This is a genomic window from Mesorhizobium sp. B4-1-4, assembly GCF_006439395.2.
Taxonomy (GTDB): domain Bacteria; phylum Pseudomonadota; class Alphaproteobacteria; order Rhizobiales; family Rhizobiaceae; genus Mesorhizobium.
Map to the genome: position 1 here is coordinate 565,737 of NZ_CP083950.1, position 19,608 is coordinate 585,344.

Here is a 19,608-nt window from a genome sequence, read left to right on the forward strand (position 1 = left end):
GGTCAGCGCCTCCCCAGATAGACGTCGCGGACCATCTCGTCGCTCTCGATGTCGTGGAAAGGACCGCTGCGCAGCCGCCGCCCCTGATGCAGCACCAGCGTTTCGCAGTTCAACGCCCGCACGAAGCGGATGTCGTGCTCGACCGCGACGACCGAGAACTCGCCCTTGAGCCGCAGCAGCATTTCGGCGGTCGCCATCGTCTCCTGCGGCGTCATGCCGGCGGTCGGCTCGTCGAGCAGCAGCAGCCTCGGTTCGATCGCCAGCGCCATGCCGATCTCGAGCCATTGCTTCTGGCCGTGCGCCAGCGCGCCGGCCAGCGTGCTGGCGCGATTGCCAAGCGCGACCAGCTCCATCAGTTCACCGACCGGGCGAGCCGGCGCGGGCGCGCCCCACCGTGCGACCTTGAGGTTGTCTTCAACAGACAGGCTGGGAAAGACCGATGGAATCTGGAACTTGCGGGCGATGCCGAGCCGCGCGATCCGATGCAGCGGCAGGCCGGCTATGTCGTGGCCGAGGAAGCGAACGCTGCCACTCGTCGGGCGAAGCGTGCCGGTCAGCACGTTGAGGAAAGTGCTCTTGCCGGCTCCGTTCGGCCCGATGATGCAGCAGAGTTCCTTGTCGCGGACCGTCAGGTTCAACCCTTCGAGCGCTTGAAGCCCGCCGAACCGGATACCGACGTTTTCGGCCTGAAGCAGGACATCGCTCATTGCGCCTGGCTCCGGCCTTTGAACAGGCTCTTCAACCGCGCGTAGATCGACAGGATGCCGTCGGGCAGCAGAAAGACGATGATGACGAAGACGCAGCCGAGCAGAAGCGGCCACAGGCTCGGGTTGAAGCTGCTGATGGTCTGCTGCGCGCGCTGGATGACGATGGCGCCGAGCACCGGACCGAGCAGCGTGCCGCGTCCGCCGACAGCCACCCAGACGATGACTTCGGTCGACAGAAGCAGCCCGGAGAGATCGGGCGCGACCAGCCCCGCCATGCAGACATAGAGTGCGCCGGCAAGCCCGGCGATCGCCGCCGACAGGATGAAGGTGACGAGTAGCCGCAATGGCGCATTGTGGCCGAGTGCCGCCGCCCGGACTTCATTGTCCTGGATGGCGGTCAGCACCGTGCCCCAGCGGCCACGGCTGATCGACCATAGCGCCAGTACGACCAATGCGACGATGGCGGCCACGAAGATATAGGAGGGCACGTCCTGGCTGAGGTCGACATGCAGGCCGCCGACATCGAACGCGATCGGCGGGATGCCGATCAGCCCGCTGTCGCCGCCGGTAATCGAACTCCAGGAGACGGCGGCCTGCTGGCAGATGACGCCCATGGCCAGCGTGACGATGGTGAAGTAGCTGCCACGGATGCCGCCGAAGAACAAGAAATAGCCGATGATGGCGGCGACGAAGGCAGCACCGGACACCGCGCCCATGACGCCGAGGAGGCTGCCGAAGGGGATCGCATCGTTGAGCGTGACCAGCGCCATGATGTAGCCGCCAATGCCGAAGAAGGCCGCATGCCCGAAACACAGGATGCCGGTGCGGCCCCAGAAGAAGTCGAGGCTCGCCGCGAACAGGCCGAAGATGAGCGCGTCGCGGATCACCGTCAGCTGGTAACCATCGGCGAAGAACGGATAGGTGACGGCGAGCGCCGCGCAGACGGCGAAGACCAGCAGCCAGTTGCGGTCCCGGGCGATCATCGCGACGCCCCGTTGAACAGGCCATTGGGGCGCAGCCGCACGGCGACGATGGCGGCGAGCAGCACGATCGCTTGCGCCAGCGAAGGCGAGATCTGGTAATTGAGCACGCTGGTCAGCCCGCCGACGAAGACGCTGCCGGCGACGAGACCACCGATCGAGCCGACGCCACCGACGATGACGACGAAGAAGGCGTTGGCGAGATAGTTCACCCCCATCTGCGGCAGCACGATCGCCAGCGGCGCAACCAGCCCGCCGGCAAGACCTGCAATCGCCGCGCCGAAGGTGAAGGCGATGGCGTAGGTGCGGCGCGTGTTGATGCCGACGCCTTCGGCCATTTCGCGGTTCTGGATGACGGTGCGGATATCGAGCCCGAAGGACGTCCGGTTGATCAGCAGGATGACGCCGAGCAGGGTCAGCATGGCAATCGCGATCAGGATCAGCCGGTACGCCGGATAGACGGTGAAGAACAGGTCGAGCGTGCCTTCGATCGGTGGCGTCACCGGTTTGGCGCCGAGACCGAAGGTCAGTTCCAGCCCTTGCTGCAGGATGAGGCTGACGCCCCAGGTGGCGAGCACGGTCGAGACCGGCCGCGAATAAAGATGGCGGATGATGGCGAATTCCAGGATGGAGCCGACCACCGCGCCGGCGATCGGTGCGGCGGCCAACCCGACCCAGAAGGAACCGCCCAGGCTCTGGATGAAATAGACCGCGAAGGCGCCGACGGTGACGAACTCGCCATGCGCCAGGTTGGTGACGTTCATCAGGCCGAAGCTGATCGCCAGCCCGAGCCCGACCAGCATCAGGATGCTGATCAGTGTCAGCGCATTGAGCAATGTGGTGACGACAAAATCCATCGCGTCAGGCCGCGCCGGCGAGGCGTTGGCGCAAGCCGGCGACCAAGCCTTCGGCGGCATCGATCACATCAGCCTGATGCGGCTGCAACTCCTGCCCGGCCCATTCGTCGATATGGTCCGACAGCGGGTCGACCACTTCGGTGCGGTGATTGGCCAGCGTCTCGATGACGGCATGGCCGCAGAACGGCACATAGCCTTCCGAATAGCCGCCTTCATGGGTCATCATCAGCCGCCCGTTCGAAACTTCGGCGGCCAGCGCCACCATGCGCGCCGCGAGGCGCCGGAAGCATTCGCTGTTCAGCATCATGCGGCCGAGCGGGTCGAAGCCCGAGGCGTCGAAGCCGGAAGCGACGATGACAAGGTCCGGCTTATAGGCGCGCAGCGCCGGAGCGACGACGCGGTCGAAGGCCGCCTCATAGGCGCCGATCCCGCTGCCGGCCGGCAGGGGGATGTTGATGTTGTAGCCTTCGCCTTCGCCCTTGCCAGTGTCGGCCAGCGCGCCGCGTCCGGTCGGATAGAGATTGTCCTGGTGCAGGGAAATCGTCAGCACCGACGGATCGGAATAGAACACCGTCTCGGTGCCGTTGCCATGATGCACATCCCAGTCGACTATCGCCGCGCGGCCGAGCAGGCCCTCATGCTGCAGCCGGCGCACCGACACGCCGATGTTGGAGAACAGGCAGTTGCCCATTGCCTGGTCCGGCTCCGCGTGATGCCCCGGCGGGCGCGCCAGCGCGTAAGCATTGTCGACGCGGCCGGTCAGCACCGCGCGCGTCGCGGCATAGGTGGTCCCTGCGGAGAGTAGCGCGATGTCGAAACTGTTGAGGCCGATCGGCGCCTGCGGCCCGGCAAAGCCCGATCCGCGCTCGCTGAGCATCCTGATGTCGGCGACGTGGCGCTGTGTGTGTACGCGCAGCAGATCGTCGACCGAGACCGGCTCGGGAATGATCGGCACCAGATGACGCGACAGGCCGCTGACCTGGATGAGGTTATTGAGCCGGCGCTTCGACCCGGGCGATTCCAGATGTCGGCCAGGCTCCACGAAACGGCCGGGAGGCATCATGTCGGCGCTGGAGCCGGTGTCGTGCCACATCAGCTGTTCGTGAAAAACGTAACCTGTCGCCATCCGCAACGTCTCCTAAAAACAAAGGGACGCTAGCAGGCTAACGATCGCGTGGCCCGACCCCAAAGAAGGGTTGTGCCGGATATCTATGCCCCTCCTTTCGGAGGGGGTCGGAAGTTTGCGGCGGCTTGCGCGGCGCGCACGGCCTGGACGCGGTTCGACACCGAGAGTTTGCCGAAAATGTTCTTCAAGTGCCATTTGACCGTCGTCTCGCTCACCGACAGTGCGACCGCGATATCGCGGTTGGACATGCCTTCCGACAGGCAGCGCAGCAGCTCGGACTCGCGCTGAGTGAGCTGTTCCTTCTCTGCAACCGGCGCGGCTGGCTTGCGCGTTGCCACCGGCATTGTCTGCGCGGCATCGATGATGCGCGTCGCATAGGCTGACAGCGACGGATCGGTCTTCGCCTGAGCTGCCCGCAGCCGCATCAAACTTTCGAGGACAGGCCTACCCTCGTCGACGAAGGAGCGGATGAAGCCGGAGGGCCGCGCAAGACGCAACGCTTCGAGGAGACGGCGATCGGCCTCGCGCGGGTCATGGCCGGCGCTCCTGGCGCGCAGGATCAGCGCCAGTATGTGGCGGCGCATGCGCCCGCTGCTTTTCGTTCGCTCCAGCAGATCGTCGAAAATCGCCGCAGCTGCGGCATAGGATTTCTCCGCCGTCAGCAGCCTGCCTTCGGCGAAGTATTCGAACTCGTTGGCAACGCTTGGGAAGGTCTCGCTCCGATCGCGGCGATGTTCGTCGAGCAGGGCGCGCGCTTCCACGGTGCGGTTCTGATCGATCAGCAGCCGGACGCGATCATGCACCAGAATTGAAGCGAGGCGGCGGTAGACGGAGCCGCGCACGCGCTGGTAGACGCGCTCCAGCATGTCCAGCGCGACGTCGCCCCGACCGGTCAGCTGCAGCACGCGGGCATAGGTCGGCACGCTGGCCAGGGGATAGACGATGACCGCCGCGCCCTCGATCAACGGCCCGAGATTCTCGACCAGCGTCAGTGCCTCGCCGGACGCGTTGGTCTCGTAGGCAAGTTCGGCAAGCAGCGTTCCGGCGAGCGCCTCGGCATAGGAGTTCGCGCCGATCCGCGTTCTGGCCTCGATGATCGCATTGCGCAGCAGCCGTTCGGCGGCGGGCAAGCGGCCTGCCGAGCGCTCGATGACGGCCATGTAGCAATTGGCGATGGTGACGCCGAGCAGGCTGCCGCTTCGCTCGTGCGCCTTGCGCGCCGCGTCAACCGCCGCGCATGCTCCTTCGAGGTCGCCGAGCGCATAGAGATTGTAGCCGATGACATTGGCGGTCGCCCCTTCCATGAACCACGCGTCGGGCGCAATGACGCGCCGGGCGGTCAGCGCGGTGTCGTGAGCGTCCTCGAACTGTTCCAGCGTGCTGTGGACGGCGGCGGTGAGGACGGCGAGCTCGGCTTCGATCGTGGTGCCGGTCAGCGTGCCCGGATCGTTGCTATCGCTTGGCCCGGTCTCGACAAGCTTGCGCGCATTGCTAAGCGTCTGCTGGGCGATCTCGGGCTGGCTGCTGTGCACCGCCAACCACAGCACGACGAGTTGCAGCCGGATGCGCTGGTCGACCAGTTTCCTGGGCAGCAACGCTAGCAACTGGCGCACGTAAAGCAGCTGGCATTGGGCGATGAGCTCGAGCGCGTTGTTTTCGACGAACACCGCCGCGCGGGCCTGGTCGCCGGCGGCAAGCGCATGGCCGATGGCCTCGGTCAGCATCTTGCGTTCGCCGAACCATTCCGAAGCCGCAAGGTGCAGCGGCGCGATCATCTCCGGTTCGCGCCGCTCCATCTCGCTGCTGAGGAAATCGTGGAAGAGGTGATGATAGCGGAACCAGCGCCGCTCTTCGTCGAGCGGCACCAGGAACAGGTTGCGGGTCTCGATCTCGGCGATATCAGCCTCGGCGTCCGCCGCGCGCATCACAGCCCGGCACGCCTCGGCGCTGAAGCGCTCGAAGATCGAACTGTGGAGCAGGAACTTGGCCAAGGCCGGCGGCAGCTCCAGGAACACTTCGCCCATCAGGAAGTCGGCGACGTTGCGGTTGGCGCCGGTGAAGTTGCCGATGACGGTTTCGGGAGCATGCGCGGCGCTGAGCGACAGCGAGGCAAGTTGCAGGCCGGCGGCCCAGCCTTCGGTCCGTGAGCACAGGGTCTCCACCGTGCCGCTGCTGACGCTGAGGCCGAGCTTGTCATTGAAGAACGCTTCGGCTTCGGACGAGGCGAAGCGCAGATCGTCGGGGCCGATTTCGAAAACGTCGCCAAGAACCCTGAGCTTGCCGAGCTGCAGGTCGGGCAGGTTGCGCGAACCGATGACGAAGACGACGTTGGCGGGCGCCTGCCGCGTCAGCCGCTCCATGAACCGCTTCACCGCCGGCGCTTCGATGGCGTGGTAGTCGTCGAAGAAAAGGGTGATGTCAGCGTCACGCGCAGCAAGACCCGCCACAAGCGCCGCGAGCACGACATCGAGCTGCGGGATCGGGCTCGACTGGAAGGCGAGGTCGAGCTCGGCCGGGCTCTGGACGAGATGGCGCAACGCACCCACCAGATGCGACAGGAAGGCCCCTTCGTCATTGTCCGTCGCCTCGCAGGACAGCCATGCGGTCAACCGGCCGTGGCGCGCGACTTCCGCCGCCCACTGCGTCATCGTCGTCGACTTGCCGAAGCCGGCGGGCGCGGCAAACAGCACGATGCGCGTGTCGACATGCCGCTCCAGCTTCGACAGGATGGTCTCGCGCTGTACCCACCGGCGATGGTGGGGCGATGCCTGGCTGGCTGGTCGCGAAGACGGTCTCATCTGACGCCGGGCATCCATTCCGTTTCGATCAGCGGGATTTGCGGCGCGCAATCGCGTGGCAAGGTTCCCTTGATCCGGGGATCGTCGGTGATTTCGAAACCCGCCGCATACGGTTCAAATCCGCAAGCCCTGTAGAAACCGATGACGCTGTGATGATCGATGCTGCTGGTGTGCAGCCAGATACGGCTTGGGCCGAGGCTCCATGCCTGACCGAGCGCGCCGGCCATCAGCCGCTTGCCGAGGCCTCGGCCGGTCAAGGAAGGGAGCAGGCCGAAATAGGTGATCTCGATCTCGCTGTTTTCGGCCACTCGCAACTCGACCATGCCGACATGTGCGCTGCTCTCATCGTGAGCGTAGTAGATATGCTGGCGAGGGTCGGAAAAATGCGTGGCGATTTCGGCATCCGACATTTCGGCGGCGCGATCCCAAAGCCAGGGAGCGCCGATCTCGAGGAAGGTCGCGCGGTAGGAGGCAGTGTCGGGCTTTGTGATACGGGTCATTGCCAGCGGTCGGGCGAGACCCGGCACTGGCGCGCGCGCCTCCATCCACGTCACCGCATTGACGATCTTGCCGGCCGGTACACGCCGGTAACCGGACGCGAGATCGGTGACTTCATCCGGCAATGTGCCCTCGGTGACCAGCATTTGTCCTCGATCTTTCGTCGCGCCGCCTTGCCGGCCTGCAAGAAGCTGATGCCAACTCTGTGCTCGCCTGCCAAGAGGTTCCACAGGTGGGGCACGATTTTGGTCCCCCTGTCACTTGCATTTGCGAGGAATGGCATATGAGATATGATACACCATCCACGGGAAAGCGGAACATCATGCCTGAGCGTATAGCCGACGAAGCCATTTTGCGCGCGGTTGACGACGGCTTCACGCGGCAGGTCGCGTTCCTGGCGGACCTTGTACGCTTTCCCTCTCAACGCGGCGAGGAGCACGCCGCGCAGAGCTTCATGGCGGCGGCCTACGAGGCCGATGGCTACGCGGTCGACATGTGGCGCATCGACGTTGACGCCATCCGCGGCCTGCCGGGTTTTTCGCCGGTGGCGGTGTCCTATGACGATGCCTTCAATGTCGTCGCAACCCACACACCACGAAACGCAACCGGCCGCTCGCTGATCCTCAATAGCCACATCGATGTGGTGCCAACCGGACCGCTCGACCGCTGGGCCCGTGACCCCTACGATCCGGCGATCGAGGATGGCTGGATGCATGGCCGTGGCGCCGGCGACATGAAGGCCGGCCTGTCGGCTTGTCTCTATGCGCTGGCCGCCTTGCGCAGCCTTGGCTATCAGCCGGCCGCGAAAGTGTTCCTGCAGTCGGTGGTCGAGGAAGAGTGCACCGGCAATGGCGCGCTCGCTTGTCTGCAGCGTGGCTACCGTGCCGACGCTGCCTTCATTCCCGAACCGCTGGAACCGCGATTGATGCGGGCACAGGTCGGGCCGATCTGGTTCAGGGTCGAGGTCGACGGCGATCCGCAGCATGCGTCGGGCGCTTTCTCCGCCGGCGCCAACGCCATCGAAAAGGCCATCGTCATCATCCAGGCGTTGAAGCAACTGGAAATCGTCTGGAATGCGCGCAAGGTCGACGACAAGCATTTCTGCGATCATCCGCATCCGATCCGCTTCAACCTCGGCAAGATCGAAGGCGGCGAATGGACGTCGAGCGTTCCGGCGCGCTGCGTCTTCGAAATGCGGGTCGCGACCTATCCCGGCCAGAAGCTGGAAGACGCCAGGGCCGAGCTCGAAGCCTGCATCGCCGATGCGGCCCGCGCCGATCCATTCCTGGCCAATCGCCCGCCCAGGATGACCTACAATGGCTTCATGGCCGAGGGCTATGTGCTGGAGGGCGCCGACGAGATGGAAGCCGTTCTGCGGCGCAGCCATACCGCCGTCTGGGGCGAGCCGCTGCAGGAGCATGTCACCTCGGCGACAACGGATGCGCGCTTCTTCGGCCTCTATGCCGACACGCCGGCGATCGTCTATGGCCCGATCTGCCGCATGCCGCATGGCTATGACGAGGCGGTCGATCTTGATTCGGTGCGCAAGGTCACCCAGACCATCGCGCTGTTCATCGCCGACTGGTGCGGCCTCGAGCCGATCGATCCCGAGGTGAGATCATGAATGCCTCAGTGCCCGATGCTTTCGGCGAAACGCTCGCCAAGGACGCGCCTGACGTTTCGATCGCCGACGCATTGGCCCTGTTGCGCCGACACTACGGGCTGACCGGCACCGCGCGTCCGTTGCCGGGCGAACGCGACCACAATTTCCACATCCAGACCGAAGGCGAGGGCGAGTTCGTCCTGAAGGTCTCCCATCCGGCCGAAGAGGCCGGCTTCACCGACTTCCAGAACAAGGCGCTCGACCATATCCTTGCAGTCGACCCGACCTTGCCGGTCCCCTCGGTGCGCAAAAGCCTTGCGGGCGATGCGCAGTTTGCGGTCAGCATTGAGGGATCCCAGCCGCGCATCATCCGGCTGGTCACCTATCTGCCCGGCCAGTTGCTCTCGCGCTCGCCCACCTCGGCGGCGCAGGATCGCAATCTCGGTATCTTCCTCGCCCGGCTCGGGCGGGCACTGCGCGGCTTCTTCCACCCGGCCGCCGGCAGCGACCTTCTCTGGGACATCCGCAAGGTGGCAAAGACCCGGCCGATGCTGGCGCATATCTCGGATGCTCGCCACCGTGCCATAGTCGAGCGCGTCATCGACGCCTTCGAGGAGCATGCGGCGCCGGTCATCCCCAGCCTGCGCGCGCAGATCGTCCATAACGACATGAATTCATACAATGTGGTGATGGATGCATCGCGGCCGGAAATGGTGAGCGGCATCCTCGATTTCGGCGACATGATCCATTCGCCGCTGATCTGCGATCTCGCCATCGGCGCCGTCTATCGCTGGCCGGCGCAAGGTCATCCATTGGCGCCGGCCGCGCGCTTCGTCGCCGGCTACCAGTCGGTGCAGCCGCTTGAAGCAGAAGAGATCGGCATTCTTTTCCACCTGATCCGTGCCCGCCTTGCGCTCATCGCCAACATCGCCAGCTGGCAAGCGGAGCGCTTCCCGGCCAAGCGCGATTATGTCCTGCGCCTCGCCACCGAAGTCTGGACCTCGCTCGAACGGCTGGATGAGCTGTCGTCAGCCGCCGCCCGCCGCTATTTTCTCGATCATTCCAATCCGGAGTAGATGCTCGTGTCCCAGTCCTCGCCATATGCTGCAAACGCCGTCGCCTCAGCACAGGAGCAGGCCCTGCTTGAACGCCGCGCCAGGCTGCTTGGGCCGACCTACCGCGCCTTCTACCGCCACCCGATCCATCTGGTGCGCGGCAGCGGCGTCTGGCTCTACGATGTGCACGGGCGCAAATTCCTCGATGCCTACAATAACGTCGCGTCGGTCGGGCATTGTCATCCGCGTGTCGTCGAGGCGCTGTCGGGTCAGGCCGCCACGCTCAACACACATACCCGCTATTTGAGCGAGAACATCCTCGATTACGCGGAAAGACTGCTCGGCAGCCTGCCGCCGCATCTCGGCCACGCCATGTTCACCTGCACCGGCAGCGAGGCCAACGACCTTGCCATCCGCATCGCCCAGCATTCGAGTGGCGGCACTGGCGTCATCATCACCGACTTCGCCTATCACGGCGCGACGATCGCGACCGCGCAGCTGTCGCCGGCGGCGGTCGGGGCCAAGGGCGTGCCGGCACAGCACAGGACCGTGGCAGCGCCGGACACATTCCGCGACCATGGCCGCGCCGCGCATGATTTCGCCAGGAATGTCGCCGCCGCCATCGAGGATATGCGCGCGCAGAATATCCGCCCGGCCGCGCTGCTGCTCGACTCGGCCTTTTCCAGCGACGGCATTTTCTTCCCCGAAGCTTCTGTCATGCGCGAGGCGGCGGATCACGTCAGAAAGGCCGGCGGCATCGTCATCGCCGACGAGGTCCAGTCCGGCTTCGGCCGGCTCGGCCAAGGCATGTGGGGCTTCGCCAATTACGGCCTCGAGCCCGATATCGTCACCATGGGCAAGCCGATCGGCGACGGGCATCCGATAGGTGCGGTGATCGTGCGGCCTCAGCTCGTCTCCTCTTTCGGCTCGAACACCGGCTACTTCAACACGTTCGGCGGCAATCCGGTCGCCGCCGCCGTCGGCATCGCCGTGCTCGAGGTGATCGAAGGCGAGGGGCTGATCGAGAATGCACGGACGGTCGGCGCCTATACGCGCGACTTGCTCGATTCCTTGCAAGGCCGCCACAGCATGGTCGCCAACGTCAGGCACAACGGCCTCTATTTCGGCGTCGAGTTGACGGCGGGGAGCGATGAGGCGCTGGCTGCCAGCAAGACCTCTTCCGTCGTCGAAGCGATGCGCGAGGATGGCGTGCTGATCTCGTCGTGCGGTCCGCGCGGCAATGTGCTGAAAATCAGGCCGCCGCTGCCGTTCGCCCGTGACAATGCCGAGCAGCTGGCCGAGACGCTCGATCGCGCCTTGTCGAACTGGTGACCAGAGCGGGCCGCGCATGCTGAAGCTCGAACATCAAACCCTGAATGATCGCGCCTATGGCGCGCTCAAGCAGGAGTTGATTTCAGGCGGCTTCAGCCCGGGCCAGACGCTCGTCATCCGCAAGCTCGCCGAGACGTTCGGCATCTCGACGACACCGATCCGCGAGGCGCTGCAAAGGCTGGTCGCCGAACGGCTGCTCGAGATGCAGAACAACCGCTCGATCATTGTGCCGTTGCTGTCGGCCCCTGCTTTCGAGGAACTGACCCATATCCGTATCGCGGTCGAAGGGCTGGCGGGTGAGATGGCCGCGTCGCTGATGACGGAAGATGGGTTGGTGGACATACAGGCGACGCTGGCCGGCATGCAGCGCGCCATCGAGGCCGGTGATGCCAAGGCCTATCTCTCGCTGAACGAGGCCTTCCACTTCGCCATCTACCAGCATGCCGGCGCGCCGATCCTGTTGAACATGATCCGCGACCTCTGGGGCCGGGTCGGTCCTTATCTCAAGCTGTTGATGCAGGCCGATCGCTACATTCCGCGGTCGAACGACGCGCATCGCAGGATCGTTGCCGCCTTGGAGCAGCGCAATGGCCCCGCCGTTCGGGTTTCGCTCGAACAGGACATCGCAATGGCCGCCGCGGTTCTTTCCGAAAATCTTCGCACGGCGCGCTGATTGCAGGGCAGGCGCGGCCGGCTTATGCCGTCTCGTCCATCCGGTCGCGCAGAATGCTCCAGCCGAGCAGCATGTTGGGCGCATGCCGCAGCAGGGCGTGGAACGGGATCGGCGCCGGCGGCGCGAAAGGCAGCGGCAGGTCGCCGGCGTCGGTTCCAGCGGCCCAATCGGCCAGTACCTTGCCCATCGCCGTCGTCATGGCGATGCCGCGTCCATTGCAGGCACGGCCGGCGATCAGGCCGGGGCCGAGATCCAGGATGTGCGGCAGGAAATCCGGTTCGACCGCTGCCATTCCCGACCAGCTATAGGCAAGCGGCGGCAGGTCGGGCAGATCGAGGTGCTCGGCGAGCCGCCGCCAGATCGTTTGCGGAACGCGCGTGTCGGCACCGGCGCTCAGAATATGCATGCCGCCGCTGATCAGTCGGTTGTCGGCATCGAAGCGGAAGGTGAAGAGATTGCGCCTGGTGTCGCCGACACCCTGCCCGCCGGGAAGCAGGCGCGCGCGGGTTTCGAGTGGCAGGGGCCTTGTCGCGATCTGGAAAACTTTCAGCGGAAAATAGGTCCGCTGCAGCGTCTGAAAGAGCGGACCGCCATAAGCGTTTGTGGCGATCAGCACCTTGGCCGCGCGCACTGAGCCCGATGGCGTTTTCAGCGACCAACCATCGCCCATGCGATCAACCGACGTCACACGTGTCCGCTCGAAAATCCGCGCGCCCGCCCTTTCCGCCGCATCGGCCAACCCGCGTGCATAGGCGACCGGATTGATGACGCCGCCCGAACGGTCCATCCATCCTCCGACATAGCCGCGCGCGCCGGTCAGCGCTTCCACCTCCTGCCGATCCAGGGTTACGGCAGGCCGGCCCCGCAAGGCCCATTGTTGCGCACGTGATTGGACCTTTTCGAAGGCCGCCGCCGAGTGCGCCGGCTGGATCCAGCCGCTCTGTACGGCGTCGCAGTCGATGCCGTGCTGCCGGATCAGGCCGAAGACAAGGTCGGCACTGCCGGCGGCGAAATCGATCAGCCTTTCGCCTCGCTCCGGTCCGAGATGCGCGAGGATGCTGTCAGGGTCCATCTTGGCGAAGTTCGGCACGACGAAACCGGCATTCCGGCCCGTCGCGCCCCAGGCGATGATCTCGGCTTCGAGAACCGCGACCGAGATGCCTTTTCCGGCGGCGTGCAGGGCGGTCGAAAGGCCGGAAAAACCACCGCCGACAATGGCGAGGTCGACGTCGATCTCGCCATGCAGGGCAGGCCGCTCGCGGGGGCTGCGGCTGATGGCGTGCCAGAGCGAGGCGCCATGCGCCTCCTGCCGGACCACGGCATTCATGAGTTGGAACTGCTCTTGGCCGCGGCCAGCTTCGCCCGCTTGCCGAAACGTGGCCGTCGTGGCCTGTCGCCGAACAGCCCGTTCGGCCGGACCAGCAGGATGACGCAAAGCATGACGCCGATGGCGACGATCTGCAGCGAGGCGGCGCGCGCCTGCTGCTCCGGCGGGAACAGCACGCTGGTCAGCGTGCCCGACCCGGCCCAGATCGCCCAGACCAGGATGCTGCCGATGACGGCGCCGAGATTGCTGCCCGAGCCGCCGACGATCAGCATCACCCAGACCTGGAAGGTCAGGATCGGCAGATAATTGTCCGGCGCGATGAAGCCGGTGAAATGCGCCTGCAGCGCGCCGGCCAGCGCCATGATGGCGCCGCCGACGGCAAAGGCCTGGACGCGGTAGAAGCGCGCGCTCTTGCCGAGCGAAATCGCCGCTCGTTCGTCCTCCCGCAGCGCCTTGAGCACGCGGCCCCACGGGCTGCGTGACAGATGCTCCAGGGCGAGATAGGCGATCAGCGTGACAGCCGAGACGACGGCAAGGTTGGACAGGTTGAACAGCAGCGGCGTTTCGGCGAGGCTGCCGAAGGGACGCGGGACGAAACCGATGCCGAACGGCCCGCCGGTCAGCTTCTGTGCGTTGAGCGCGACCAGTTGTACGACCACCGCGACGCCGAACGTGGTGATCGCCAGGTAGTCCGACCTGAGGCGCAGCGTGGCCACGCCGGTCAGCGCCGCGGCAAGGCCGCCGACGATCATGGCGCCCAGCCAGCCGACGAGGATAGGCAGGCCGAAGCCGCCCAGTCTTGCGGCGTCATCTGGCGTGGTCAGCAGTGCGGACGTATAGGCGCCGATGGCGACGAAGCCGGCGAGGCCGACATTGAACAGGCCGGTCAGCCCCCATTGCAGATTGAGCCCCAGCGTGACCAGCGAGAAGATCAGCGCGGTTGTCAGGAAGAAGGCCCCGTAGCCGACGAGATCGATCATCTTTCCCTCACGCCAAAGAGGCCGATCGGCCGCACGAACAGCACCGCCATCAGGATCATGAAGGAGACGGCGGCGCGCCATTCGGCGCCGATCAATTGCACCGCGCCGGCTTCGGCGAGCCCGATGATCAGGCCGCCAAGCACCGCACCCGGGATGCTGCCGATACCGCCGAGGATGGCGGCGGCGAACATCGGCAGCAGCATGTCGAAGCCCATGAACGGGCGGATCTGCACCAGAATGCCGATCATCACGCCGGCCACGCAGGCCAATGCGCCGCCGACGATCCAGGTGACGCGCACCACCTTGGCGACATCGATGCCGACGATGCGCGCCAATGCCGCGTTCTGGCTCAAGGCCTGCATCGAGCGGCCGGTCTGCGTGCGCGTCATCAACAGATGCACGCCGAGCACGAGGATAGCGGTCAGCAGCAGCAAGGCGATCTGGTCGGGCGTGATGCGGATGCCGAAGCCAACCGGCATGGCGATCTGGATGGCCCGGCTGAAATAGGTCGGCCGCGAGGTGAAGGTGAATTCGAGCAGGCTCCGCAGTGCCATGGAGGCGCCGAAACTCGCCATCACAACGATGATCGCCTGGCCTTGAGAGCGCAGCCGCGAAAACAGCACCTTGTCGAGCAGCAGCGCCAGCAGCGCGGTGAATGCCATGCCAATGATCAGCGCAACGATGAGCGGCCAGCCGAAGGACAGCGGCGCGATCGGCGCCACCTTGCCGAATGTCGCGCCGATGGCGCTGACCACGGCCAGTGTCGCATAGGTCCCCCAGGCCATGAAGTCGCCATGGGCGAAGTTGGAGAAACGCAGGATCGAATAGGTGAGCGTCACGCCGATGGCGCCGAGGCCGATCATCGAGCCGGTCAGCAATCCGTCGACGATGAACTGCAGGCTCATGTCGCGTCTCCCTTTCCGGCCTGTGACGTCTTTTCCGTCTTGAGCGGGCGCTGGCCGAGATAGAGTTCGGCGACGACCGGGTCGTTCCACAATTCGGAGGCGACGCCCTCGTGGCGGTCCTTGCCCTCGACCAGCACATAGGCGCGGTCGCCGATGGCAAGGGCTGCCTTGGCGTTCTGTTCGACCAGCAGGATGGTGACGCCGGACTTGCGGATGCCGGCCAGCATTTCGAACACCATGGAGACGAATTTCGGTGACAGGCCGGCGGACGGTTCGTCCAGCACCAGCACCTTGGGGTGGACGATCAGCGCCCGCGCGACGGCCAGCATCTGCCGTTGGCCTCCCGACAGATTGCCGGCGGCCGTGCGGCGCTGGCGGACGAGGTCTGGGAAGGCAGCATACATTTCCTCGATGCGGGCAGGGATCTCGCGACGTTCGAGGATGCCGCAGGCGACCCTGAGATTGTCCTCGACCGACATCAGCGGAAAGATGTTCTCGGTCTGCGGCACGAAGGCGAGGCCAAGCCGCACCATGGTATGGGCAGGTGCTGCGGTGATGTCCTTGCCGTCCAGCAACACCGTGCCGCCGGTTATCGGGACGAGGCCGGCGATCGCCTTGATGAAGCTCGACTTGCCGGCGCCATTGGGGCCGAGGACGACGACGATCTCCCCCTTGCTCACGGTGATCGAAGCGCCGCGCACGATCGGCACGCCGGGTTCGTAGCCGGCTTCGAGATTACGGACATCGAGGACAGTCTCGCTCACGCCGCGCCTCCGAGGTAGGCCTCGATGACGCGCGGATCGCGGGCGACTTCTTCCGCCGTGCCTTCGCTGAGCAACTGGCCGCTCGCCATGACGAGGACGCGATGGCAGAGCCGCGTCACCATGTCGATGTTGTGCTCGATCAAGAGGAAGGTGATGCCGCGCGCATTGATGTCGCGGATGCGGTCGATGATGACTTCCAGAAGCGTCGCGTTGACGCCGGCCGCCGGTTCATCGAGCAGGATGATCGCCGGGTCGGCCATCATGACGCGGGCGAGTTCGAGCAGCTTGCGCTGGCCGCCCGAGAGCACGCGCGCCGGCTGATGGGCGAGGTGGGTGAGGGTGACGAGTTCCAGCAGTTCGAGCGCCTTTGTCCGGGCGGCTCTTTCCTGCGCCGCCACCCGCCACGGCGTGACGAAGTTGGCGAGCAGCCTTTCGCCGGCCTGGCCCTGCGCCGCCAGCATGATGTTTTCGATCAGCGTCAGATTGGGCAGCGGGCGCGGAATCTGGAAGGTACGGCCGAGCCCGCGACCGATGCGCAGGTGAGCGGCTTCGCCGGAAACGGGCGTACCGTTCAGGAGGATGTCGCCGCTGGTCGGCAATATGCTGCCGGCCAGCAGGTCGAACATGGTGGTCTTGCCCGCTCCGTTTGGCCCGATCAGACCAAGGATTTCTCCTGCTTTGACGTCGAACGAGACATCCTTGACGGCGACGAGGCCGCCGAAACGCCGCACGACGTTCCTTGCCGTCAGCACCGGCGCACGGGTCTCTCGCCCTTGCCGTCTGGCTGCCTCGCTCATCAGACCCTCTGGCCGAAGACGATCGTCGCCGCCTCCTGATTTTTGATTTGTGATCACACTTGCTTTGATCACGATATTCGGCTTTAATTTCCTCCGCAAGCCGAAAACGGGCCGAGAACGGAATTCCATGCAAAAGGCTGCCGTCGAAAAGAACAACGAGGCGATCGCGGCCCAGCTTGCGCCGGTCGGCCGCGAAACGGTGCAGGATCGCGTCTATTCCGAATTGCGGCGCGCCTTGATCGGTGGCCTGTTCGAACCGAGCCAGGTGCTGACCATCCGTGGGCTTGCCGATGCGCTGGTTACCTCGACCATGCCGGTGCGCGAGGCGCTCGGACGGCTGATCACGGAGAAGGCGCTGGAGGCGTTGCCCAATCGTTCGGTGCGCGTGCCGCCAATCACGCTCGATCGCCTCGATGATCTCCTGCGGGCCCGCATCCTGATCGAGGGCGAGGCGATCGCGCTGGCCGCCGCCCGCATGGGTCCGCGCCAGATCGCCACCATCGAAACCATTCTGGCCGAATGGGACGAAATGCGGGCGCTGAAGCACAAGAAGGATGTCGACCGCGAAGTGACACTCAACCAGAGCTTTCACTTCGAGATTTACCGCTCCTGCGGCTCGGCCGTGCTGATCCCGATGATCGAGAGCCTGTGGCTGCAATCGGGGCCATGCATCCGCGTCGCCATCTACGCCTTCTCGGAAGCCGGTGAGGTTGACACCGCGCAGTATCACCGCCGCATTGTCGAGGCGCTGGCCACGCAGAACGCGCAGGCGGCGCGCGACGCGCTGGTCGCCGACATCAGCCGGCCCTTCACCTTCCTGCGAAGCAAGCTGCAATCCGCGGCTGGGAAAGATCAGACATGACCTCCATCCGGATCACCGAGCCACGCTCGAAGCTTTCCGTCACGGCTGTGCTGCTGCCAGCGAAGGCGCCGGAAAACGCAGACTTCCTCACATTGTATCTCGCCACGCCACGCGCCGTCCCAGGCATCCACGCGATGTGGACCGGACCTGAGATTTCCTGTCCGGTTCCATCAGCCGATCTCGAGGGGCAGGCCTATGCGCGGCCGCTGCCGGCGGAGAACGCCACGCTGACGCCGCAGCCCGGAGATATCGTGCTGTCCTACGTGCCGCCGCGCATGTGGGGCGGCAATCCCAATGCCATCTTCGACATCGGCCTGTTCTACGGGCAAGGGGCGCGGCTTCTGTTCCCGATCGGCTGGCTGGCCGGCAGCGTGGTGGCGCAGGTGGTTGCCGAGGAACGCGAACAGTTCGCCGCCGCATGCGGCGTCATCCGCCGCACCGGCGCCTGCGATATCACTTTCAGCCTGATGGGGGCCTGACATGGCTGACGATAGTTTCGAACTCTTCGATCTTCGCGTCGAGGCGGTCATCCCCGAAGGCAAGCCGATCTATTGCGGCGCCAAGGCCGGCGACTATTTCGAACTCAAGGGCGAGATGCTGTCGATGCCGGCCGGACAAGGCTTTTCGATCTATTCGCTCGCCGCCGTGCTGCCGCTGCTTGCGGCAAAGCAGCGCCCGACCCACGCCAATGACTGGATGACCTCGGACGCCGAGATCGCCTGTCCCGATCCCAATTGCGCCAGTCGGCTACGGATCGTCAGACTGGCCAAGCGGCGGTTCAGCCATGCCGAAACCACGGCCGTGCCGCTGCCGAAGGAGAATGACCCGACATGACCGCCAAGACCTTCGAACTCGGCCCAGGCTACGCGATCTCGCGCGTAATCCGCGGTGGCTGGCAACTCGCCGGCGGTCACGGCGCTGTTGATCGCAGCCAGGCGGTCACCGACCTGATCGCCACTTTCGATGCCGGCATATGGACTTATGATTGCGCCGACATCTACACCGGCGTCGAGGAGCTGATCGGCGCCGCCCGCCTGCGGCTGGCCAATGAGCGCGGCCTCGATGCGGCGGCCAGGATGAAGGTGCATACCAAGCTGGTGCCAGATCTGGAACGGCTGGCCGGCATCAGCCGCGACTATATCAGGGGCATCGTCGATCAGTCGCTGCGCAGGCTGAAGACCGAGCGGCTCGATCTCGTGCAGTTCCACTGGTGGGACTATGCGCAGCCTCGCTATGTCGAGGCGATGGGCTGGCTCGACGAGCTTCGGCGCGAGGGCAAGGTGCGCAATCTCGGCACCACCAATTTCGACACGCCTCGGCTCGCCGAAATCCTGGCCGCCGGCATCCCGCTGGTCAGCCAGCAGCTGCAATATTCGGTCCTCGACCAGCGGCCTGCGCACAGCCTCGCCGCACTTGCGAAGACAAACGGCGTCAGCTTCCTCTGCTACGGCTCGGTGGCAGGCGGCTTCCTCAGCGACAGATGGCTCGGTGTGGCCGAACCCGCCACGCCGCTCGAAAACCGCTCGCTGGTCAAATACAAGCTGATCATCGACGATTTCGGCGGCTGGGACCTGTTCCAGCGACTGCTTCAGGCGTTGAAGATCGTAGGTGATCGCCACGGCGTCGACATCGCCACCATCGCCAGCGCCTGGGTGCTGGAGCAGCCGCAAGTGGCCGCCGTCATCGTCGGTGCCCGCAACCAGGCGCACGCGCTGGCCAACGCTAAGATCATGGATATCGAACTCGATGCCGATGACCGCGCGCGGATTGCTGCCGTCATAGCGCAGGGTGCCGGCCTTGAGGGCGACGTCTACACGCTGGAGCGTGACCGCAATGGCCGGCACGGTTCGATCATGCACTACAATCTCAATGCGGGCCGGGTGTGAGGCAATGAACGACAGGCTATTTTCGCAAGCCAGCGCTGAAGTCATCGACCTGCACCGCTTCTTCGCCGACTGGTTCGTCGCCGCGCGCGCCGACAAAGCGGATTTCGGCCGCTTCGAAGCCGCCATGGGCGAAGGCTTGACCATGATCGCACCAGGCGGCCAGATCCTCGATCGTGACGCCGTGGTTGACCACGTCCGCTCCAGCCGCGCCACATGCGACGACGGCTTCGCCATCTTGATCGAGGACATCAAGCCCGGCTGGCAGGGCAGCGATACGATCGTCGTCCTTTATGTCGAGGCGCAGTTGCGCGGCGGCAAGCATAGCCGCCGCCAGTCGAGTGCCGTTTTCACCACCAGTTCATCGGCGCCCAATGGCGTCCAATGGCGGCATCTGCATGAAACCTGGCTGCAGGTGCCGGAACACTGACACTTTCCAGACGTCAAACCAGTTCGTGTAA

At 65.2% G+C, this 19,608-nt stretch carries 20 protein-coding genes; 9 read left to right on the top strand and 11 right to left on the bottom strand.

Translation table 11 applies throughout. The features are described 5' to 3' along the window. Positions 1-2: 2 nt before the first annotated feature. The 6 genes from FJW03_RS02495 to FJW03_RS02520 all read right to left on the bottom strand — a co-directional run bounded on the left by FJW03_RS02495 (position 3) and on the right by FJW03_RS02520 (position 7,112). Positions 3-707, bottom strand: coding sequence for an ATP-binding cassette domain-containing protein (locus FJW03_RS02495; RefSeq protein WP_140760479.1), 705 nt, complete (start codon positions 705-707; stop codon positions 3-5). Then, on the bottom strand, positions 704-1,690 hold the full coding sequence (locus FJW03_RS02500; RefSeq protein WP_140760482.1) for a branched-chain amino acid ABC transporter permease: 987 nt from the start codon (positions 1,688-1,690) through the stop codon (positions 704-706). Before FJW03_RS02500 ends, FJW03_RS02495 begins: the two co-directional genes overlap by 4 nt. Next, positions 1,687-2,604, bottom strand: coding sequence for an urea ABC transporter permease subunit UrtB (gene urtB / locus FJW03_RS02505; protein ID WP_226890569.1), 918 nt, complete (start codon positions 2,602-2,604; stop codon positions 1,687-1,689). The genes FJW03_RS02500 and urtB overlap by 4 nt, the downstream gene beginning before the upstream one ends. Further along, positions 2,549-3,670: a class II histone deacetylase gene (locus FJW03_RS02510; RefSeq protein ID WP_140760484.1), complete on the bottom strand. Its 1,122-nt coding sequence runs from the start codon at positions 3,668-3,670 to the stop codon at positions 2,549-2,551. The genes urtB and FJW03_RS02510 overlap by 56 nt, the downstream gene beginning before the upstream one ends. 83 nt (positions 3,671-3,753) lie before the next feature. Further along, entirely contained in the window at positions 3,754-6,468 is a 2,715-nt protein-coding gene (locus FJW03_RS02515; RefSeq protein WP_140760487.1) for a LuxR C-terminal-related transcriptional regulator, read from the bottom strand. Continuing rightward, positions 6,465-7,112, bottom strand: a complete 648-nt coding sequence (locus FJW03_RS02520; protein WP_181173121.1) for a GNAT family N-acetyltransferase — start codon at positions 7,110-7,112, stop codon at positions 6,465-6,467. The genes FJW03_RS02515 and FJW03_RS02520 overlap by 4 nt, the downstream gene beginning before the upstream one ends. A 176-nt stretch (positions 7,113-7,288) precedes the next feature. Between FJW03_RS02520 and FJW03_RS02525 the strand changes: the two genes are divergently transcribed. The 4 genes from FJW03_RS02525 to FJW03_RS02540 are packed head-to-tail and all read left to right on the top strand — an operon-like array spanning position 7,289 to position 11,629. After that, positions 7,289-8,590 carry an ArgE/DapE family deacylase gene (locus tag FJW03_RS02525; RefSeq protein WP_181173123.1) on the top strand — a complete coding sequence of 434 codons (1,302 nt, stop codon included), beginning with the start codon at positions 7,289-7,291 and terminating at the stop codon, positions 8,588-8,590. Next, the gene (locus FJW03_RS02530; RefSeq protein WP_140760489.1) at positions 8,587-9,645 is read left to right on the top strand and encodes a phosphotransferase; all 1,059 of its coding nucleotides are present in this window, start codon (positions 8,587-8,589) and stop codon (positions 9,643-9,645) included. The genes FJW03_RS02525 and FJW03_RS02530 overlap by 4 nt, the downstream gene beginning before the upstream one ends. Then, the gene (locus FJW03_RS02535; protein WP_181173125.1) at positions 9,646-10,956 is read left to right on the top strand and encodes an aspartate aminotransferase family protein; all 1,311 of its coding nucleotides are present in this window, start codon (positions 9,646-9,648) and stop codon (positions 10,954-10,956) included. 16 nt (positions 10,957-10,972) lie between these two features. Beyond that, positions 10,973-11,629, top strand: a complete 657-nt coding sequence (locus FJW03_RS02540) for a GntR family transcriptional regulator (protein WP_140760491.1) — start codon at positions 10,973-10,975, stop codon at positions 11,627-11,629. Between the two features lie 22 nt (positions 11,630-11,651). Here FJW03_RS02540 and FJW03_RS02545 read toward each other — a convergent pair whose 3' ends face one another. The 5 genes from FJW03_RS02545 to FJW03_RS02565 are packed head-to-tail and all read right to left on the bottom strand — an operon-like array spanning position 11,652 to position 16,402. After that, positions 11,652-12,956: an NAD(P)/FAD-dependent oxidoreductase gene (locus tag FJW03_RS02545; protein WP_140760493.1), complete on the bottom strand. Its 1,305-nt coding sequence runs from the start codon at positions 12,954-12,956 to the stop codon at positions 11,652-11,654. Further along, on the bottom strand, positions 12,953-13,936 hold the full coding sequence (locus tag FJW03_RS02550; protein ID WP_181165507.1) for a branched-chain amino acid ABC transporter permease: 984 nt from the start codon (positions 13,934-13,936) through the stop codon (positions 12,953-12,955). The genes FJW03_RS02545 and FJW03_RS02550 overlap by 4 nt, the downstream gene beginning before the upstream one ends. Then, positions 13,933-14,841 carry a branched-chain amino acid ABC transporter permease gene (locus FJW03_RS02555; RefSeq protein WP_140607404.1) on the bottom strand — a complete coding sequence of 303 codons (909 nt, stop codon included), beginning with the start codon at positions 14,839-14,841 and terminating at the stop codon, positions 13,933-13,935. The genes FJW03_RS02550 and FJW03_RS02555 overlap by 4 nt, the downstream gene beginning before the upstream one ends. Then, a complete protein-coding gene (locus FJW03_RS02560; protein WP_140760495.1) occupies positions 14,838-15,605 on the bottom strand; it encodes an ABC transporter ATP-binding protein in 768 nt (255 codons plus the stop codon). Before FJW03_RS02560 ends, FJW03_RS02555 begins: the two co-directional genes overlap by 4 nt. After that, on the bottom strand, positions 15,602-16,402 hold the full coding sequence (locus FJW03_RS02565; RefSeq protein ID WP_140760498.1) for an ABC transporter ATP-binding protein: 801 nt from the start codon (positions 16,400-16,402) through the stop codon (positions 15,602-15,604). Before FJW03_RS02565 ends, FJW03_RS02560 begins: the two co-directional genes overlap by 4 nt. Positions 16,403-16,529: 127 nt before the next feature. On the opposite strand from FJW03_RS02565, the gene FJW03_RS02570 reads away from it, so the two are divergent. The 5 genes from FJW03_RS02570 to FJW03_RS02590 are packed head-to-tail and all read left to right on the top strand — an operon-like array spanning position 16,530 to position 19,577. After that, positions 16,530-17,264: a GntR family transcriptional regulator gene (locus tag FJW03_RS02570; RefSeq protein WP_140760501.1), complete on the top strand. Its 735-nt coding sequence runs from the start codon at positions 16,530-16,532 to the stop codon at positions 17,262-17,264. After that, positions 17,261-17,743, top strand: coding sequence for a DUF3830 family protein (locus tag FJW03_RS02575; RefSeq protein WP_140760504.1), 483 nt, complete (start codon positions 17,261-17,263; stop codon positions 17,741-17,743). Before FJW03_RS02570 ends, FJW03_RS02575 begins: the two co-directional genes overlap by 4 nt. A gap of 1 nt (position 17,744) precedes the next feature. Next, positions 17,745-18,098, top strand: a complete 354-nt coding sequence (locus FJW03_RS02580) for a TIGR04076 family protein (RefSeq protein WP_140760507.1) — start codon at positions 17,745-17,747, stop codon at positions 18,096-18,098. Next, on the top strand, positions 18,095-19,150 hold the full coding sequence (locus FJW03_RS02585) for an aldo/keto reductase (protein WP_140760510.1): 1,056 nt from the start codon (positions 18,095-18,097) through the stop codon (positions 19,148-19,150). The genes FJW03_RS02580 and FJW03_RS02585 overlap by 4 nt, the downstream gene beginning before the upstream one ends. A 4-nt stretch (positions 19,151-19,154) precedes the next feature. Next, positions 19,155-19,577, top strand: a complete 423-nt coding sequence (locus FJW03_RS02590; protein WP_140760513.1) for a hypothetical protein — start codon at positions 19,155-19,157, stop codon at positions 19,575-19,577. The last annotated feature ends 31 nt before the right edge of the window (positions 19,578-19,608 follow it).

Coding starts and splice junctions, on each gene's coding strand:
- FJW03_RS02495 (WP_140760479.1), bottom strand. CDS start 707: ATGAGCGATGTCCTGCTTCAGGCCGAAAACGTCGGTATCCGGTTCGGC.
- urtB (WP_226890569.1), bottom strand. CDS start 2,604: ATGCCGCCGAAGGCTTGGTCGCCGGCTTGCGCCAACGCCTCGCCGGCG.
- FJW03_RS02565 (WP_140760498.1), bottom strand. CDS start 16,402: ATGAGCGAGGCAGCCAGACGGCAAGGGCGAGAGACCCGTGCGCCGGTG.
- FJW03_RS02590 (WP_140760513.1), top strand. CDS start 19,155: ATGAACGACAGGCTATTTTCGCAAGCCAGCGCTGAAGTCATCGACCTG.
- FJW03_RS02515 (WP_140760487.1), bottom strand. CDS start 6,468: ATGAGACCGTCTTCGCGACCAGCCAGCCAGGCATCGCCCCACCATCGC.
- FJW03_RS02580 (WP_140760507.1), top strand. CDS start 17,745: ATGGCTGACGATAGTTTCGAACTCTTCGATCTTCGCGTCGAGGCGGTC.
- FJW03_RS02535 (WP_181173125.1), top strand. CDS start 9,646: ATGCTCGTGTCCCAGTCCTCGCCATATGCTGCAAACGCCGTCGCCTCA.
- FJW03_RS02500 (WP_140760482.1), bottom strand. CDS start 1,690: ATGATCGCCCGGGACCGCAACTGGCTGCTGGTCTTCGCCGTCTGCGCG.
- FJW03_RS02525 (WP_181173123.1), top strand. CDS start 7,289: ATGCCTGAGCGTATAGCCGACGAAGCCATTTTGCGCGCGGTTGACGAC.
- FJW03_RS02540 (WP_140760491.1), top strand. CDS start 10,973: ATGCTGAAGCTCGAACATCAAACCCTGAATGATCGCGCCTATGGCGCG.
- FJW03_RS02570 (WP_140760501.1), top strand. CDS start 16,530: ATGCAAAAGGCTGCCGTCGAAAAGAACAACGAGGCGATCGCGGCCCAG.
- FJW03_RS02520 (WP_181173121.1), bottom strand. CDS start 7,112: ATGCTGGTCACCGAGGGCACATTGCCGGATGAAGTCACCGATCTCGCG.
- FJW03_RS02585 (WP_140760510.1), top strand. CDS start 18,095: ATGACCGCCAAGACCTTCGAACTCGGCCCAGGCTACGCGATCTCGCGC.
- FJW03_RS02545 (WP_140760493.1), bottom strand. CDS start 12,956: ATGAATGCCGTGGTCCGGCAGGAGGCGCATGGCGCCTCGCTCTGGCAC.
- FJW03_RS02555 (WP_140607404.1), bottom strand. CDS start 14,841: ATGAGCCTGCAGTTCATCGTCGACGGATTGCTGACCGGCTCGATGATC.
- FJW03_RS02510 (WP_140760484.1), bottom strand. CDS start 3,670: ATGGCGACAGGTTACGTTTTTCACGAACAGCTGATGTGGCACGACACC.
- FJW03_RS02550 (WP_181165507.1), bottom strand. CDS start 13,936: ATGATCGATCTCGTCGGCTACGGGGCCTTCTTCCTGACAACCGCGCTG.
- FJW03_RS02530 (WP_140760489.1), top strand. CDS start 8,587: ATGAATGCCTCAGTGCCCGATGCTTTCGGCGAAACGCTCGCCAAGGAC.
- FJW03_RS02575 (WP_140760504.1), top strand. CDS start 17,261: ATGACCTCCATCCGGATCACCGAGCCACGCTCGAAGCTTTCCGTCACG.